Origin of the sequence: Burkholderia sp. BDU5 (genome assembly GCF_001522845.1) — a bacterium.
In the GTDB taxonomy this organism is placed as follows: Bacteria; Pseudomonadota; Gammaproteobacteria; order Burkholderiales; family Burkholderiaceae; genus Burkholderia; species Burkholderia mayonis.
Genome location: NZ_LOWC01000075.1, coordinates 40,338 through 56,612, shown reverse-complemented (window position 1 = coordinate 56,612; position 16,275 = coordinate 40,338). Strand labels below are relative to the sequence as shown.

The following is a 16,275-nucleotide window of genomic DNA, read 5'->3' as shown; positions in this document are numbered from 1 at the left end:
TGGGCGAAACGGTTGGGCAGGACTACGCGAACAGCTCGCGGTAGCCGAGAAACAGCTCTTCGAACACGAGGCGCGCGCCGAGCGGATGGTTCTCCACCGCGCGCTGCCGCGTGACCGTCTTCTGGAAGCGCGCGAACGCGTTCGCGTCGAGCGCCGCCGCGCAGCGCGCGAGCGCCGCCCGCTGCGCGGGGAAGTAGCGCGGCGCGCCCGCCGCGCGCTCGGCGAGCAGATCATACAGCCAGCGCTGCAGCCAGCCGAGCACGACAGGCACGGGCAGCTTCTGCAGCGTCTCGCCGCACGCGAACGGATCGCACGCGGCGCCCGCCGCGAGCTGCGCGAGCGTCCAGTCGCGCAGCGGCCGGTTCTCGTCGCTCGCGAGCGCGAGCGCGGCGAGCGGCGCGCCGCCCGCTTCGGCGAGCAGCGCATTCGCATCGGCGACGTTCTGCGCCGCGAGCCAGGCCGCGGCCGCGTCGGGCGCGGGCACCGTCATCGGCCACTGGCGGCAGCGGCTCACGATCGTCGGCAGCAGCCGGTCGATGCGCGCGGACACGAGCAGGAACACGACGCCCGCGGACGGCTCCTCGAGCGTCTTCAGCAGCGCGTTCGCGGCCGCGACGTTGAGCGCCTCGGCCGGATACAGCACGACGACGCGCGCGCCGCCGCGATGCGACGCGATCCCGCAGAAGTCGACGAGCGCGCGCACCTGCTCGATCTTGATTTCCTTGCTGGGCGTCTTGGTCTTCTTGCCGCCTTCGTCGGCGTCGGCGGCCTTCGGCTCGTCGGCCGCGCCCGGCAGCTCGCCCGCGAGCGCCTCCGGCACGACGATCCGGTAATCGGGATGATTGCCCTGCTCGAACCACGTGCAAGCGGCGCACGCGCCGCACGGCTCGCCGCGCTCATGCGGCGCCTCGCACAGAAAACCCTTCGCGAGATGCTGCGCGAAGGCGAGCTTGCCGATCCCCGCCTGGCCGTACAGCAGCAGCGCGTGCGGCCAATGCGCGCGCAGCGCCTGTAGGCGGTTCCAGTCGTCGGTCTGCCACGGATAGATCATCGTTCGCGTCTTCCTTTCGTCACAGCGCGGCGAGCACGCCTTCGAGCTTCTTGCGGATCTGCGGAATCGGCTCGCTCGAATCGATGATCGCGAAACGATGCGGCGCCTCCTGCGCGCGGCGCAGGTACTCGGCGCGGGTGCGCGCGAAGAACGCGTCGGACTCGCTCTCGAACTTGTCAGGCATTCGCACCGCGCCGCGGCGCGCGCTCGCGACTTGCGGCTGCACGTCGAACAGCACCGTCAGGTCCGGCTGGAAACCGCCCTGCACCCAGCGCTCGAGCGCCTCGAGCTTGTCGCGCGGCAGCCCGCGCCCGCCGCCTTGGTACGCGAACGTCGCGTCGGTGAAGCGGTCCGACACGACCCAGTCGCCGCGCGCGAGCGCGGGCTCGATCACGAGCGCGAGATGCTCGCGCCGGCCGGCGAACATCAGGAGCGCCTCGGTCTCGAGATCCATCGGCTGGTTGAGGAGAATCTCGCGCAGCGTCTCGCCGAGCCGCGTGCCGCCTGGCTCGCGCGTGACGACGACGTGCTTGCCGCTTTGCCCGAGCCTTTCCTGGAGCCGGTCGCAGAACCACTGCAGATGCGTGGTCTTGCCCGCGCCGTCGATCCCTTCGAACGTGATGAATTTGCCACGCGCCATTCATTGACCTCGTATGTATTTGTCCACGGCTTTGTTGTGATCCCCGAGCGTGTCGGAAAAAACGCTCGTGCCGTCGCCCTTCGCGACGAAATAGAGCGCGGACGTCGCCGCGGGGTTCACCGCGGCGTAGAGCGCCGCCTCGCCCGGCAGCGCGATCGGCGTCGGGGGCAGCCCGCGGCGCGTGTAGGTATTGTACGGAGTGTCGGTCTGCAGATCGCGCTTGCGCAGCCGCCCGGCGTACGCGTCGCCCATTCCGTAGATCACCGAAGGATCGGTCTGCAGCGGCATCCCGACCCGCAGGCGGTTCGCGAACACGCCCGCGACGAATCCGCGATCGGCCGCGTGCCCCGTCTCCTTCTCGACGAGCGACGCAATCGTCAGCGCTTCGTAAGGCGTCTTGAACGGCAGGCCGGGCCGGCGCGCCGTCCACGCGTCGGCGAGGCGCATCTGCATCAGCTTGTACGCGCGGCGATAGACGTTCAGGTCGCTCGTGCCCTTGTCGAACAGATAGGTATCCGGAAAGAACAGGCCCTCGCCGCTGCCACGCGCGACGGCCTCGTCGGGCGCGCCGATCGCGCGCAGCAGCTCCGCGTCGCTCATCCCGGCGCTCGCGTGCGCGAGCGCGGCGTTCGCGTCGAGCTCCGCGCGCATCCGCCGGAACGTCCAGCCCTCGATCACCGTGACGACGGACTCGTTGACGTCGCCGCGCGCGACCTTCTGCAGCACCTCGTAAGGGGTCACGCCCGTCTTGAATTCGTAGTTGCCGGACTTGAGCCGGCTCGACAGCAACAGCACGCGCGTCATCGCGACGAAGAGCCTCGGCTCGACGGGCACGCCGCCGTGCGCGAGCTGCAGCGCGACGCCGCGCACGCTGCTGCGGGGCTTGATCGTGACGTCGAGGGTCGGCGCGGCGAGTGCGAGGGGCCGGGTGGCCCAGTAATAGGCGCCGCCCGCGCACGCGGCGCCCAGCAATACGACGGCGAGCGCCGCGAGCGCGGCGCACTTCTTCAGTAGGGACATGCGGAACGTGAATCAGGTAAGACTCATATAATACTTGCTCGCCTCTGCCAAAGTCAGGATTGACTGTTCCCTCATTCCATGAGCACACCGATCGCCTCCCCGGCCACGCAGGCCGCCGTTCCCGCCGCGCTGCCGGCGCTGCCCCGTCCGCCCGCCGGCGATTTCGCCGCCGCGCTCGGGCGCGGCGCGTTCGCGGTGCTCGAACAGTTCGGCATCGTCGATGTGACGGGCGCCGACGCCGCCACGTTCCTGCACAGCCAGTTGACGAATGACATCGAACATCTCGACGCCGCGAGCGCACGCCTCGCCGGCTACTGCTCGCCGAAGGGGCGCCTCCTCGCATCGTTCCTCGCGTGGCGCGCCGGCCACGACGTGCGCCTCCTCGTGTCGAAGGACGTGCAGCCCGCGGCGCAGAAGCGCCTGTCGATGTTCGTGCTGCGCGCGAAGGCGAAGCTCGCCGACGCGAGCGACGCACTCGTCGCGGTCGGCTTCGCGGGCGACGTGCGCGCCGCGCTGTCGGGCGTCTTCGACGCGCTGCCGGACGGCGTCCATACGAAGGTCGACGCGCCCGCCGGCGCGCTGATCCGCCTGTCCGACGCGGCCGGCCGCGCGCGCTATCTGTGGATCGGCACGCGCGTCGAGCTCGACGCGCGCCTGCCCGCGCTCGAAGCCGCGCTGCCGCGCGTGTCGGCCGCCGTCTGGGACTGGCTCGACGTGCGCGCGGGCGAGCCGCGGATCACGCGGCCCGCCGTCGAACAATTCGTCCCGCAGATGGTCAACTTCGACGTGATCGGCGGCGTCAATTTCCGCAAGGGCTGCTATCCGGGCCAGGAAGTCGTCGCGCGCAGCCAGTACCGCGGCACGATCAAGCGCCGCACCGCGCTCGCGCACGTCGCGGTCGACACCGACGCCGCGCACGCGGGCGTCGAGCTCTATCATTCGGACGACCCCGGTCAGCCGTGCGGGATGATCGTCAACGCGGCGGCGGCGCCCGAAGGCGGCGTCGACGCGCTCGTCGAGATCAAGCTCGCCGCGCTCGAGAGCGGGGCGGTCCACCTGGCTTCCGCGAGCGGTCCGACGCTCGCATTCCTGCCGCTTCCTTACGCGTTGCAAGCCGAAGCCTGACTACCGCGCGCCGCCGGACGACACGCGCCGCAACGCGCCGTCCGGCCTCACCCAGCGAGGATATCGCCCGATGTGCCTGATCGTATTCGATTGGCAGCCCGACGCCACCCACGGCCCGGTGCTGACGCTTGCCGCGAACCGCGACGAATTCTTCCGCCGCACGAGCGCGCCGCTGTCCTGGTGGAGCGACGCGCCGAACGTGCTGGCGGGCCGCGATCTCGAAGGCGGCGGCACGTGGCTCGGCGTCGCGCGCGACGGCCGCTTCGCCGCGCTCACCAACTATCGCGCGCCGTTCGACATCCGCGCGGGCGCGCCCACGCGCGGCAAGCTCGTCTCCGAGTTCCTCGCGGGCAACAACGTTGCGCCGCTCGACTATCTCGCGATCGTCGCCGAAAAGGCCGTGTTCTACAACGGCTTCACGCTGCTCGTCGGCGACGCCGTGCGCGGCGAGCTCGCGTGGTACTGCAACCGCCCGGCCGACGCACAGCCGGCGCCCGACGCCCCCGCGCTCGTCGCGCCCGGCGTGCACGGGCTGTCGAACGCGCGGCTCGATGCGCCGTGGCCGAAGCTCGTCGCGAAGCGCAGCGAGCTCGGCACGCTGCTCACGGGCGACGCGGCCGCCCCCCTCGACGCGCTGATCGAGATGATGCGCGACACCCGCGAGGCCGCCGACGACGCGCTGCCGCGCACGGGTATTCCGCTCGAGCGGGAGCGCGCGCTGTCTGCGGCGTTCATCGAGACGCCCGAATACGGATCGCGCGGCACGACCGCGTTGCGGGTCGCGCGCGATGTCGAGGGACGGCTGAGGTTCGACGTCAAGGAGCGCTGCGACGACGACGGCTCGCACCGGATCGTGCGGCCGGGCACGTTCGAGCGGGCGTTCACGTTCGACGTCGACGAGGGCGGCGCCGCGCGGCGGTGACGGGTTCGGGACTCGGGACTCGGGACTCGGGACTCGGGACTCGGGACTCGGGACTCGGGACTCGGGACTCGGGACTCGGGATTCGATCAGCATAGGCCGCCGTATCAAAATCGGCGGTCGCGGTGAAATCGCGGCCGTTCATCGCATGCCGCCGCCCCGCGTCCAGCCTGACCGACCGGACGGCAAACGGATCGTGCTCCGTCCCGCCTTGCACGCGTCACGCGCGCCGATTCGGCGCCCACGCGCGACGCCGGACCGCTCACGGCTCGCGCGCCATCTCGATATGCTGCACGCCCGCCTCGACGAACGGCTCGCCGACGATCCGAAAACCGAGCCGCAAATAGAACGCGACCGCGCGCTGCTGCGCGTAAAGACGCACGAGCGCGTCGCCGCGCACCCGCGCTTCGGCGAGAAGCGCATGCAGAAGCCGCGAGCCGACGCCGCGGCCGCGCGCGTCGGCGAGCACCGACACCCGGCCGATCGCGCCCGTCGGCAGCAACCGCCCCGTCGCGACCGCGCGCCGCGCGCCCGCCACCCGGTCGACCAGATACGCGACCGCGTGCCGCGCATGCGGATCGTCGTCGTCGAGGTCGAGCTCGGCCGGGATGCGCTGCTCGCGCACGAACACGGTATCGCGGATTCGCGACGCGTCGCAGCCCAGCCGTGACCAGTCGCCGGTTTCGATCTCAATGCTGTCCATGTGCCGCGTCCTCGTTAGCCAGCGCGCGTCGGGCGTTGCGCACTGCGTTCACGCCCCGCGTATCCGGCGGTTTCGCGCCGCGCCGCCGGTCGCAGCCGATCGCAACCGCAAGCGGCAAAATCGATGCAGATATCGCCTGTCGAATGCCACGCCGCGGCAATCGGCCGATCGCCACCATCCGCCGCCCGGCCGACCCTACCCGCCCTCGCAGCCGCCACGAATCTCGCTCGACCGGTGAAGCTCGTCCAGTTCGCGAAGCCCGCGCCCGGCCCCGCCGATCGCCTCGCTCGCGTTCAAGCTCAATCGCCCTCGAACGCTGCGCGCAACGCAGAAGCCGCGTCCGCATGCGCAAGACGCACTTCCGGCACGAAGCCGCCCATCTTGAAGAACTCGTGAATCATCCCCGCATACGCGACGAGCGTCACCTTGTTGCCCGCGGCACGCAGCTTGTCCGCGTACGCGTCACCTTCGTCGGACAACGGATCGTACTCCGCCGTCGCGATCCACGCAGGCGCGACGCGCTCGAACGACGGCGCGCCGCGCGTGCCGTCGAGCGGCGCGAAGCGCCAGTCGTCGCGGTCCGACGCGTCGCGCACGTAGTGCGTGAAAAACCACTGGATCGTGTCAGCCGACAGCAGATAGCCCTTCGCAAGCCGTGCGTGCGATTCGGTCTGCTGGTGCCCCGTGGTCCCCGGATAGATCAGCAGTTGCAGCGCGAGCGCGATTCCGCGGTCGCGCGCGAGCACCGCGCACACGGTCGCGAGCGTGCCGCCCGCGCTGTCGCCGCCGACCGCGAGCCGCTCCGGATCGACCCCGAAGCTCGACGCGCGCGCGTGCAGCCACACGAGCGCGTCCTCCGCGTCATCGACCGCAGTCGGGAACCGGTGCTCCGGCGCAAGCCGGTAGTCGACCGACAGCACCGCACAGCGTGCGTCGCGCGCGAACATCCGGCACAGCGCGTCGTGCGTGTTCACGCTGCCGACCGTGAAGCCGCCGCCGTGATAGTAGACGAGCGCGGGCAGCGGCTCGGCGAGGCTCGGCTCGACGGGCAGATAGAGCCGCGCGCCGAACGCGCCGCCATCGCGCGACGGCAGCCGCAGGTCTTCGACCGAGAACATCGGTGCTGCCGCGACGTCGAGGATCGGCGCGCTCTTCTCGTAGGCCGCGCGCGCCTGCGCGGGCGTCTGTTCATGATAATCGGGACGTTTCGCGCGCTCGATCATGTCGAGCACCTGCGCAATCTTCGGGTTCAGCGGCATCGTAAAAGGCAAACGGCGGGCAAACGGCGCGAACGCGCCGACGGAAAGCTCGGGACACGCGCCGTATGATGCCACGGCCCATCAGACGAGCGCGACGAGCTGCTTGCCGAAATTGCGTCCGTTGAGCAGCCCGAGCAGCGCGTCGGGTGCGCGCTCGAGCCCCTGCGCGATCGTCTCGCGGTAATGCAGCTTCTTCTGCGCGACGAGCGCGGCGAGCTGCGCGAGCGCCTCCGGCCACACGTCGAAATGCTCGGACACGATGAAGCCCTGCACGAGAAGCCGCTCGCGCAGGATCAGCGCCGGGTTCGCGAGCGGCGCCGACGCGCCGTCGTACACCGAGATCATCCCGCACATCGCGACGCGGCCGAACGGATTCATCAGCGCGAGCGTCGCGTCGAGCACCGCACCGCCGACGTTCTCGAAATAGCCGTCGACGCCGTTCGGCGCGGCGGCTGCGAGATCGTCGGCGAGCCGGCCCGCCTTGTAGTCGACGCATGCGTCGAAGCCGAGCGAGTCGACGACGTAGCGGCACTTGTCCGCACCGCCCGCGATGCCGACCGCGCGGCAGCCGGCGAGCTTCGCGAGCTGCCCGACGACGCTGCCGACGGCGCCGCTCGCCGCGCTGACGACGATCGTCTCGCCCGCACGAGGCCGGATGATCCGATTCAGGCCATACCACGCGGTCACGCCGGGCATGCCGACCGGCCCGAGATACGCGGACAGCGGCACGTGCGTCGTGTCGACCTTGCGCAATTCCTTGCCCGTCGACGTGCCGTACGCTTGCCAGCCATAGGCGCCGACCACCTTGTCGCCGACCGCGAACGCCGGATTCCGCGACTCGACGACCTCGCCCGCTGTGCCGCCCCCCATCACTTCGCCGAGCGGCTGCGGCTCCGCGTAAGACTTTCCCGCGTTCATCCGCCCGCGCATGTACGGATCGACGGACAGGAAATGATTGCGCACGCGCACCTCGCCGTCGGCGAGCGGCGCGAACGGCGTCTCGACGAGCTTGAAGTTGTCGACGCTCGCCTCGCGCTCGGGGCGCGACACGAGCAGTACCTGCCGGTTGATCTGTGACATCGCCTGCCTCCTCGTGCATCGCGGCGCGCTTTGCCGCGCGCCAATGGCAAACGGCCCCGCCGATGGGCGGGGCCGTTCGGATGCGTCATGCGTCGCTCGGGCCGGGATGCGCGCCCGGATCCGTGCGGGTGCGCTGCCGCGCGATGTCGCGGCCGACCGCGAGCCGCTTCATGTACTTGAACGTGCCGAGCGCCTTCGCGACGAAGTTGCCCGCGCTGTCGCGGACCTCGCCTTCGCAGTACGCCATCGTCGTCGAGCGGTGCAGCACGCGGCCGTACGCGCGCAGCTCGCCGCGCCCGGGCTGCATGAAGTTCACCTTCATCTCGACCGTGACGACGCCGACGCCGTCGTCGGTCAGGCTGCGCGCGGCCATCGCGAGCGCGACGTCGGCGAGCGTCATCGTGACGCCGCCGTGCGCGATGTTCCACGTGTTCATGTGCTGCTCGGCGAGCGGCAGCACGATCTCGCTCGCACCGTCCTTCGCGGATACGAGCTGCACGCCGAGCGCATCGACGAACGGGCTCTCGATCACCGGCTCGTGGCCGGTCGTGGCGGAACCGGCGCTCATCGTGCTTCGTCGACGAGATAGTCGATGCACTCGCGGCTCTCGCGCACCGCGCCGACGAACTTCTTCACTTCCTCGTGCACCGGATGCACCTGGTATGCGTCGAGCGAAGCCTTGTCGGCGAAATCGGAGACGAGCACGACGTCGCAGGTCGCCTCGAGACCGGGCGTCGCGACCCCGATTTCGAGAGCAAGGAGGCCCGGCACGATGCCGCGGCACGCCTCGAGCTTCTCCTTCAGCTTCTGCGCGTTCTGCGCACGCGTCGCGCCTTCGGCCGATTCCTTCAGTTTCCACATCACAATATGCCTAATCACTCTGTTCGCTCCAGTTCGCAATCGTCCGGGAATCAGCCCCGATCCCTCGCCTGGCGGACTTCACCCGGCACGTCTTGGTTCGCCTATGTTCGCTCGAAATCGCCATCGTCCGGAACAGCACCGGATAAGGGAACCGGACATCATGCCGACCTCGTCGACACGACACGATACCCGGTTTTACCGCGCTGCCCAGCGACGTCGAGATCAGGCAGGCCGAGGCAGACGACAAGCCTACCAAACTTGCCGGCTCCAATGGACTTGTCGCGAACCTCGAAGTCAGCGCACCCCGCGCGACGTTCCGGCAAAATCGCGGCGATCGTCCGGCGCGTCGACGATCGCGGTTCGCCGTCGGTGGCGTTCGCGTTTCGCCAGGACGTCCCATCCGCATTGCGGATACGCGGTGATCACGTTGCGGACCGGCGCCGAGCCGGCCGGGGCGCAACAGGACGAATTCGTCAGGCTGCCGACCGAAAACGCCCGCGCCCGCGCCCGCGTCGAGCGCCGCGCGCCGCGCGCTCAGGCGATCGTTCGAGTTTCGAGATATTCGCTGCAATCAGATCAAGGTCGAGTGCGGATCGTGGAAGCACGCCGCATGCATCGATCGCTATTTTCCCGATTCAACCATAGCGAGTCCTGAGCCATTCCTTGGCCCATATCTGCGCATATGCGATTGCTTCGTCGCGCTGGTCGAATCCCTTCAGGTCGCCGCTCATGAGTACGTCGGACTCGATCCCGTCACGATCGACTTCGATGATCCTGGCGTGAGCCATATACTCGCCGTCGGCCCGCCGCGGCGTCGGGTCGATACGAAATAGTGTCGAATTGAATTGCATTCTGCCCTCCCGGTTGGCGTTGCATCGACCTTCGCGGACGCAACACTGAAGACACAGAGCCATCTAAGTCAGACGCGCTTTCCGGGATACCGGACTCACCTTGCTCGGCGGATCGGCCACGCTGCAATTGCGTCGTCGCCAATGGGAAAGACGTCGTCGTCAGTTGGACCGACGGAATCCAACATCCTTTCGTGCGAAATACGGCTCGACGGCACGATATCGCGTACGGCCCCAGCCGATCCGCCGCGATTCCTCCTACCATGTTAGGCGAGCCGCGACGTCGGCCATGCGCGGATCGCCTCGATGCTTTGATCGACGACAATGCGCCCACTCGCGCAAATCCCGAAGCCGTCGGCGAGGACCGCGCACGGGCGCTTGTCCTCAAGCGTGCAACGGCATTCCAGTGCGTTCAGCGAGCGTCCGTTGCTCGCCACGATTTGGGTCGATGACGCGCTCCGCGTCACGCAACGAAGCCGTACATGCATCACCTGCACTCGAAAATGGGAGTCGCCGACGAGCCTGAACAATATCTACAATGCCGGCAAGCTGCTCGGCGTCACTCCCCGGCAAACCCCGGACAAACCGGTGACGCCGCCGTCGCAACCGCAACGGTCGTTCCAGATGGAAGGCGTCATCGACGGGAAGACCGACCCCGCGAAAGCCAGCCTCCGTGCGCCGCTCGTCAAGTCGCCGCCGACCTACCGACGCTGCTGACGCACGCATTGCCGCATGCTCCCGGCCGCAAGCCGAATCGGCGAACCCCGTTCGCGCGCGGCCACGCATCGTGTGACGGCGCGGATCGCCGCGCCATCGCCCGTGGCGAGCATGGTCGTTCAAACGACGAAAAGCAGCCCGAGCCAGCCGCCGATCGCCGTGCAACAAGCCTGTCCGGCAGGTTTATCAAACGATGCGCACCGCCTATACTCGACGCTAATCGATAACGATTCGGCGATACGAGGCAGCGCGCAATTCGACGCGGCGGCGACGCCATCCCGACGATTCCGCACTGGGGTTTCACGATCGAAACCAAGACCAGCCCTGCGGAGGTCGCCGTGAACACTGCCTTCACCGCCCAGCAAACGCCTCGCGTCGTCGCCACGATCACGCGAATCTACGCCGCGTGCCTGCTGATCGGCTTCGCGCTCGCGCCTGCGTTCGTGATCGCGTATCTGCAGTTCTTCATCGATCCCCGCCTGACTTTCGAGAATCATCACGTCCACGAACTGACGACCGCCGCCGCGACGCTTGCCGATCTCTTCGTCACCTACGTGGCCTGGCGCTGCTATCTGTCGTCGGGCGAGCCGCTGCTGCGCTGGCTCACGCTCGGATTTCTCGGCTTCGCACTGATCTATTCGCTGCACGGCGCATTCACCGGCATGGCGCACCACGACATCTGGCTGTTCCTGCTGTACGGACCGGCGTCGCGCCTCGTGATGTCGCTCCTGCTGCTCGTCGGGCAGTTGTCGTATTTCAAGGACGCCGATCTGCCCGCGCACCGTCGCCGCCTTGCGATCTGGCTGCCGTGGATCGCCGGCATCGTCGTCATCTGCTTCGCCGTCGCCGCGATCTCGCGATCACCGATCGCCGGCAATCCCTGGATGCGCGCATCGATGGAAGGCGGCGCGATGGTCGTGTCGCTCATCAACGTCGCGCTCTTGCTCGTACGACGCATCCGCACACCGCTGATGCTCATCTATGGAATCTCGGTGACGTCGTTCGCGCTGTCGTCGGTCGCGTTCATTCTCGGCAAGCCGTGGAACCACATGTGGTGGCTCGCGCATGCGATCTTTGCGGGCGGCTTCTTCCTGCTGAGCATCGGCGTCGTCCAGGCGTTCCAGACGACCCGCTCGTTCGCGACCGTGTACAGCCAGCAGGATCTGGTGGCGCGGCTCGCCGAATCGATGGCGCGCACCGAAGGCGTGCTGCAGGAGCTCAAGCGGACCAATCAGAAGCTCCAGCATCTCGCGACCACCGATTCGCTGACGGGCGCGTCGAACCGGCGCAAGTTCATCGAGCAGATGCAGACGGAAATCGCGCGCGCGCAACACGACGGCACGTCGTTCTCGCTGCTCGCGCTCGACCTCGACAACTTCAAGAAGATCAACGACAACTACGGTCACCAGGTCGGCGACGTCGTGCTGCGCAGCTTCGTTCAGCAGTGTCTCGCCACGATTCGCCCGCACGATCACATCGCGCGAGTCGGCGGCGAGGAGTTCATGGTGCTGTTGCCGCAGATGCGCGCGGACGTCGCGCGCAAAATCGCGGAGCGCGTGCGGACGGCGATCGCGAAGACGTCGTTCGGCGTCGACAGCGAGCACACGCCCGTGACCGTAAGCATCGGCGTGTCGCAGTATGGGCGCGACGGCGATACGGTCGACGAGATTCTCGGCGTCGCCGACGAGCGGCTCTATCGCGCGAAGCGTGAGGGGCGCAATCGCGTCGTCGCCGATTAGCGCGGCGGGCGGGCGCAATCAAACGGATGGGGCGAATTTCGTTCGGCGCGGCGCTGCGGGTCGCAGGCGTCGTGCGCACACGTCACGCGCATCGCCGCGATGCGACGCGGAGCGCGAACGGCGCGCTTGCCCGCCGCATGCGATGCGACGCAGGCCGATGCCGCCCGGCTCCGGCCCGCAAGCGCCCGACGTCCCGCCGTCAAACCACTTCGAACAATCCCGCCGCGCCCTGCCCGCCGCCGATGCACATCGTCACGACGACGTACTTCACGCCACGCCGCTTGCCTTCGATGAGGGCGTGGCCCGTAAGACGCGCGCCCGATACGCCGTACGGGTGGCCGACCGCAATCGCGCCGCCGTTCACGTTCAGCCGATCGTCGGGAATCCCGAGCGTGTCGCGGCAATAGAGCACCTGCACCGCGAACGCTTCGTTCAGCTCCCACAGACCGATGTCGGACACCTTGAGTCCCGCCTGCTTCAGCAGCTTCGGCACCGCGTAGACGGGCCCGATGCCCATCTCGTCCGGCTCGCAGCCGGCGACCGCGAAGCCGCGGAAGACGCCGAGCGGCGCAAGCCCTTCGCGTTCCGCGACCTTCGCGTTCATCACGACGCACGCGGCCGCGCCGTCCGAGAACTGGCTCGCGTTGCCCGCGGTGATCACGCCGCCCGGCAGTGCCGGACGGATCTTCGCGACGCCTTCGAGCGTCGTGTCGGCGCGGATGCCCTCGTCGGCCGCGAGCGTCACTTCTTTCGTGTAGAGGCGTCCCGTCGCCTTGTCGACAACGCCCGCACGCACGGTGATCGGCACGATCTCGTCATCGAAGCGCCCCGCCGCCTGCGCGGCCGCCGCGCGCAACTGCGAATTCACGCCATACTCGTCCTGGCGCGCCTTCGAGATGCCGTAGCGCTTCGCGACGGTTTCGGCCGTCTGCAGCATCGTCCAGTAAATCTCCGGCTTGTGCGCGTCGAGCCAGCCTTCGCGCAGCATGTGGCGGTTCATCTCGTTCTGCACGCACGAGATCGATTCGACGCCGCCCGCGACGAACACGTCGCCCTCGCCCGCGATCACGCGCTGCGCGGCGAGCGCAATCGTCTGCAATCCCGACGAGCAGAAGCGGTTCACGGTCATCCCCGGCACGCTGACGGGCAGCCCCGCGCGCAGCGCGATCTGCCGCGCGATGTTCGCGCCCGTCGCGCCTTCGGGGTTCGCGCAGCCGATCAGCACGTCTTCGACGCGCGCGGGATCGAGCTTCGCCCGCTCGACGGCGGCCGCGACCACGTGGCCGCCGAGCGTCGCGCCGTGCGTCATGTTGAACGCGCCGCGCCAGGATTTCGCGAGCCCGGTGCGGGCGGTCGATACGATTACGGCTTCGGTCATCCGAGTCTCCTGATTCTGAATTCTGTGTGTCGATGCGATGAAATGGGTAACGGCGGCGTCTACGGATTGACGTCGGCGGACTGCACGCGGGCGACGCCCGCCGCCGCGAGCGACGTCCACGCGCGTGCGAGCGAGCCGTCGAGATCGATCGCGCGGGACGCGTCTTCGATCACGGCGGCCTCGAAGCCCGCCGCGCGCGCGTCGAGCGCGGACCACGCGACGCAATAGTCGGTCGCGAGCCCGCAGCACCACACGCGCTTCACGCCAAGCTCGCGCAGGCAGCCGGCGAGACCCGTCGGCGTCTTCCGATCGGCTTCGACGAACGCCGAGTAGCTGTCGACGGAGGCGTCATGTCCCTTGCGGATCACGAGCCGCGCATGCGGGATGTCGAGATCGCGATGCAGCGCGGCGCCTTCCGTGCCTTGCACGCAGTGCACGGGCCACAGCACCTGCTCGCCGTACGGCAGCGCGATCGTCGAGAACGGCGCGCGGCCCGGATGGTTCGCCGCGAACGACACATGGCCGCGCGGATGCCAATCCTGTGTCAGCACGACCTGATCGAAGCGCGCGGCGAGGCGGTTGATCGCCGGCACGACTTCGTCGCCGTGCGCGACGGCAAGCGCGCCGCCCGGCATGAAATCGTTCTGCACGTCGATCACGAGAAGGACATCGTCGGTGCGCTGCATCGTGGTGCTCCGTCAATGGGCGACGCCGCCGCACGTCACGAGTTGAATCCGCGTCCGCTCGCAGCGAGCTCGACGATCGACGGCGCGATCTGCCACGCGTCGCCGTTCGCGCGCTCCGCGTAGCCGCGCATCGCGCGCTCGACGTTGTAGAGGCCGACCGTGTCGGCGTACAGCATCGGGCCGCCGCGCCAGAGCGGAAAACCGTAGCCCGTCAGGTAGACCATGTCGATGTCGGACGCCTTCGACGCGATCTTCTCTTCGAGGATCTTCGCGCCTTCGTTGACGAGCGCGTAGACGAGCCGCTCGACGATCTCGGCGTCGCCGATCTTGCGCCGCTCGACGCCGCGCTCCTTCGAATACGCGGCGACCATCTCGTCGACGAGCTTCGACGGCTGCGCCTTCCGCTCGCCCGGCACGTAGTCGTACCAGCCCGCGCCCGTCTTCTGGCCGAAGCGGCCCTGCTCGCACAGGCGATCGGCGATCTTCGAGTAATGCAGATCCGGTTGCTCGACGTAGCGGCGCTTGCGGATCGCCCAGCCGATGTCGTTGCCGGCCAGGTCGCTCATCCGGAACGGCCCCATCGCGAAGCCGAATTTCTCGATCGCGCGGTCGACCTGCGCGGGCAGCGCGCCTTCCTCGAGCATGAAGAGCGCCTGGCGGATGTACTGCTCGACCATCCGGTTGCCGATGAAGCCGTCGCACACGCCCGACACCACCGCGGTCTTCCGGATCTTCTTCGCGATCTGCATCACGGTCGCGAGCACGTCCTTCGCGGTTGCTTCGCCGCGCACCACTTCGAGCAGCTTCATCACGTTCGCCGGGCTGAAGAAGTGCATGCCGACGACGTCCTGCGGCCGCTTCGTGAACGCGGCGATCTTGTTGACGTCGAGCGTCGACGTGTTCGACGCGAGGATCGCGCCCGGCTTCGCGACCGCGTCGAGCCGCTCGAACACCTGCGCCTTCACGGCGAGCTCCTCGAACACCGCTTCGATCACGAGATCGGCATCCTTCAGGTCGTCGTACGCGAGCGTCGGCTTGATGAGCGCCATCCGCGCGTCGAGCTTCTCCTGCGTGAGCTTGCCCTTCTTCACCTGCGCATCGTAATTCTTGCGGATCGTCGCGAGCCCGCGGTCGAGCGCGTCCTGCTTCGTCTCGAGCAGCGTGACGGGCAGCCCCGCGTTCAGGAAGTTCATCGCGATCCCGCCGCCCATCGTGCCCGCGCCAATCACGGCCACCGACTTGATGTCGCGCACCGGCGTGCCGGCCGGCACGTCGGGAATCTTGCTCGCCGCGCGCTCTCCGAAGAACGCATGGCGCAGCGCGCGGCTCTCCGGCGTCTGCACGAGCGCGATGAAACAATCGCGCTCGAACGCGAGGCCCTTGTCGAAACCTTGCAGCACGCCCGCCTCGATCGCGTCGATGCACTTGTGCGGCGCCGGATAGTGCTGCGCGAGCGCCTTCACGCTGTTGCGCGCGAACTGGATGAAGCCCGCCGCGTTCTCGTGGACGATCTCGCGGTCGCGCACGCGCGGATGCGGGCCGCTCGCCGCACCGACCTTGCGCGCGAACGCGACGGCCGCGTCGAGCAGATCGCCCTCGACGAGTTCGTCGAAGAGCCCGCTCTTCGCGAGTTGCTCGGACGGCACGGGGGCGCCCGACACGATCATGTTGAGCGCGGTCTCGAGGCCCACCGCGCGCGGCAGGCGCTGCGTGCCGCCCGCGCCCGGCAGGATGCCGAGCTTCACTTCGGGCAGCGCGATCTGCGCGCCGGGCGACGCGATCCGGTAGTGCGCGCCGAGCGCGAGCTCGAGGCCGCCGCCCATCGCGACGCTGTGGATCGCGACGACGACGGGCTTGCCGCTCGCCTCGACCGCGTCGATCACGGTGTGCAGCGTCGGCTCCTGCAGCGCCTTCGGCGTGTTGAATTCGGTGATGTCCGCGCCGCCCGAGAACGCGCGGCCCGCGCCCGTGAGCACGATCGCCGCAACCGACGGGTCGCGCCGCGCGCGTTCGAGCCCTTCCATGATGCCGAGCCGCGTCGACAGACCCAGCCCGTTGACGGGCGGATTGTTGAGCGTGATGACGGCGACGCCGTCGCGAGTCGTGTAGTCCACTGCCATCTGCCTGCCTCCATGCGTATGCGCGGCCGGTGCGGCGGCGCCAGCTTTGATACGGTCATTGTCCGCCAACGGCCGAAAGGCCGCGCGGTCGATGCGCCGTTTTCTGAGAAACAGAGGCAGGATACAACA

16 protein-coding genes are annotated in these 16,275 nt (G+C 68.7%); 4 read left to right on the top strand and 12 right to left on the bottom strand.

Translation table 11 applies throughout. The annotated features are described in order from the left end of the window. Positions 1 to 22: 22 nt before the first annotated feature. From WS69_RS13585 to mltG, 3 genes are read right to left on the bottom strand one after another with little or no spacing between them, the layout of a single operon-like run. Positions 23 to 1,051 carry a DNA polymerase III subunit delta' gene (locus tag WS69_RS13585; protein ID WP_059471280.1) on the bottom strand — a complete coding sequence of 343 codons (1,029 nt, stop codon included), beginning with the start codon at positions 1,049 to 1,051 and terminating at the stop codon, positions 23 to 25. 19 nt (positions 1,052 to 1,070) lie between these two features. After that, complete coding sequence (gene tmk, locus WS69_RS13580) at positions 1,071 to 1,691, bottom strand: dTMP kinase (RefSeq protein ID WP_059471279.1); 621 nt, start codon at positions 1,689 to 1,691, stop codon at positions 1,071 to 1,073. Further along, complete coding sequence (mltG, locus tag WS69_RS13575; protein WP_059471278.1) at positions 1,692 to 2,711, bottom strand: endolytic transglycosylase MltG; 1,020 nt, start codon at positions 2,709 to 2,711, stop codon at positions 1,692 to 1,694. 78 nt (positions 2,712 to 2,789) lie between these two features. Between mltG and ygfZ the strand changes: the two genes are divergently transcribed. After that, on the top strand, positions 2,790 to 3,836 hold the full coding sequence (gene ygfZ, locus WS69_RS13570) for a CAF17-like 4Fe-4S cluster assembly/insertion protein YgfZ (protein ID WP_059471277.1): 1,047 nt from the start codon (positions 2,790 to 2,792) through the stop codon (positions 3,834 to 3,836). A gap of 70 nt (positions 3,837 to 3,906) precedes the next feature. After that, positions 3,907 to 4,758 carry an NRDE family protein gene (locus tag WS69_RS13565; protein WP_059471276.1) on the top strand — a complete coding sequence of 284 codons (852 nt, stop codon included), beginning with the start codon at positions 3,907 to 3,909 and terminating at the stop codon, positions 4,756 to 4,758. A 259-nt stretch (positions 4,759 to 5,017) separates the two neighbouring features. On the opposite strand, the gene WS69_RS13560 is transcribed toward WS69_RS13565, so the two are convergent. From WS69_RS13560 to WS69_RS13535, 6 genes are all read right to left on the bottom strand, one after another. Next, complete coding sequence (locus WS69_RS13560; protein ID WP_059471275.1) at positions 5,018 to 5,458, bottom strand: GNAT family N-acetyltransferase; 441 nt, start codon at positions 5,456 to 5,458, stop codon at positions 5,018 to 5,020. A 299-nt stretch (positions 5,459 to 5,757) separates the two neighbouring features. Next, positions 5,758 to 6,717: an alpha/beta hydrolase gene (locus tag WS69_RS13555; RefSeq protein WP_059471274.1), complete on the bottom strand. Its 960-nt coding sequence runs from the start codon at positions 6,715 to 6,717 to the stop codon at positions 5,758 to 5,760. 81 nt (positions 6,718 to 6,798) lie between these two features. Then, on the bottom strand, positions 6,799 to 7,797 hold the full coding sequence (locus tag WS69_RS13550) for an NADP-dependent oxidoreductase (protein ID WP_059471273.1): 999 nt from the start codon (positions 7,795 to 7,797) through the stop codon (positions 6,799 to 6,801). An 85-nt stretch (positions 7,798 to 7,882) separates the two neighbouring features. Next, on the bottom strand, positions 7,883 to 8,365 hold the full coding sequence (locus tag WS69_RS13545) for a PaaI family thioesterase (protein WP_059471272.1): 483 nt from the start codon (positions 8,363 to 8,365) through the stop codon (positions 7,883 to 7,885). Then, positions 8,362 to 8,676: a Dabb family protein gene (locus WS69_RS13540; RefSeq protein ID WP_059471271.1), complete on the bottom strand. Its 315-nt coding sequence runs from the start codon at positions 8,674 to 8,676 to the stop codon at positions 8,362 to 8,364. Before WS69_RS13540 ends, WS69_RS13545 begins: the two co-directional genes overlap by 4 nt. Before the next feature lie 617 nt (positions 8,677 to 9,293). Further along, complete coding sequence (locus WS69_RS13535; protein ID WP_059471270.1) at positions 9,294 to 9,509, bottom strand: hypothetical protein; 216 nt, start codon at positions 9,507 to 9,509, stop codon at positions 9,294 to 9,296. 423 nt (positions 9,510 to 9,932) lie between these two features. Here WS69_RS13535 and WS69_RS13525 point away from each other — a divergent pair, with 423 nt between their 5' ends. Together WS69_RS13525 and WS69_RS13520 are read left to right on the top strand one after the other, a co-directional pair. Next, complete coding sequence (locus tag WS69_RS13525; RefSeq protein ID WP_156438115.1) at positions 9,933 to 10,223, top strand: hypothetical protein; 291 nt, start codon at positions 9,933 to 9,935, stop codon at positions 10,221 to 10,223. Positions 10,224 to 10,561: 338 nt separating this feature from the next. Further along, complete coding sequence (locus WS69_RS13520; RefSeq protein ID WP_059471268.1) at positions 10,562 to 11,962, top strand: GGDEF domain-containing protein; 1,401 nt, start codon at positions 10,562 to 10,564, stop codon at positions 11,960 to 11,962. Positions 11,963 to 12,161: 199 nt separating this feature from the next. Here WS69_RS13520 and WS69_RS13515 read toward each other — a convergent pair whose 3' ends face one another. From WS69_RS13515 to WS69_RS13505, 3 genes are read right to left on the bottom strand one after another with little or no spacing between them, the layout of a single operon-like run. After that, positions 12,162 to 13,340 (bottom strand): acetyl-CoA C-acyltransferase, encoded by a 1,179-nt coding sequence (locus tag WS69_RS13515; RefSeq protein ID WP_059471267.1) that lies wholly within the window; start codon positions 13,338 to 13,340, stop codon positions 12,162 to 12,164. A 59-nt stretch (positions 13,341 to 13,399) separates the two neighbouring features. Beyond that, positions 13,400 to 14,026, bottom strand: a complete 627-nt coding sequence (gene pncA, locus WS69_RS13510; protein WP_059471266.1) for a bifunctional nicotinamidase/pyrazinamidase — start codon at positions 14,024 to 14,026, stop codon at positions 13,400 to 13,402. Between the two features lie 35 nt (positions 14,027 to 14,061). Then, the gene (locus tag WS69_RS13505; protein ID WP_059471265.1) at positions 14,062 to 16,146 is read right to left on the bottom strand and encodes a 3-hydroxyacyl-CoA dehydrogenase NAD-binding domain-containing protein; all 2,085 of its coding nucleotides are present in this window, start codon (positions 16,144 to 16,146) and stop codon (positions 14,062 to 14,064) included. Positions 16,147 to 16,275 lie beyond the last annotated feature (129 nt).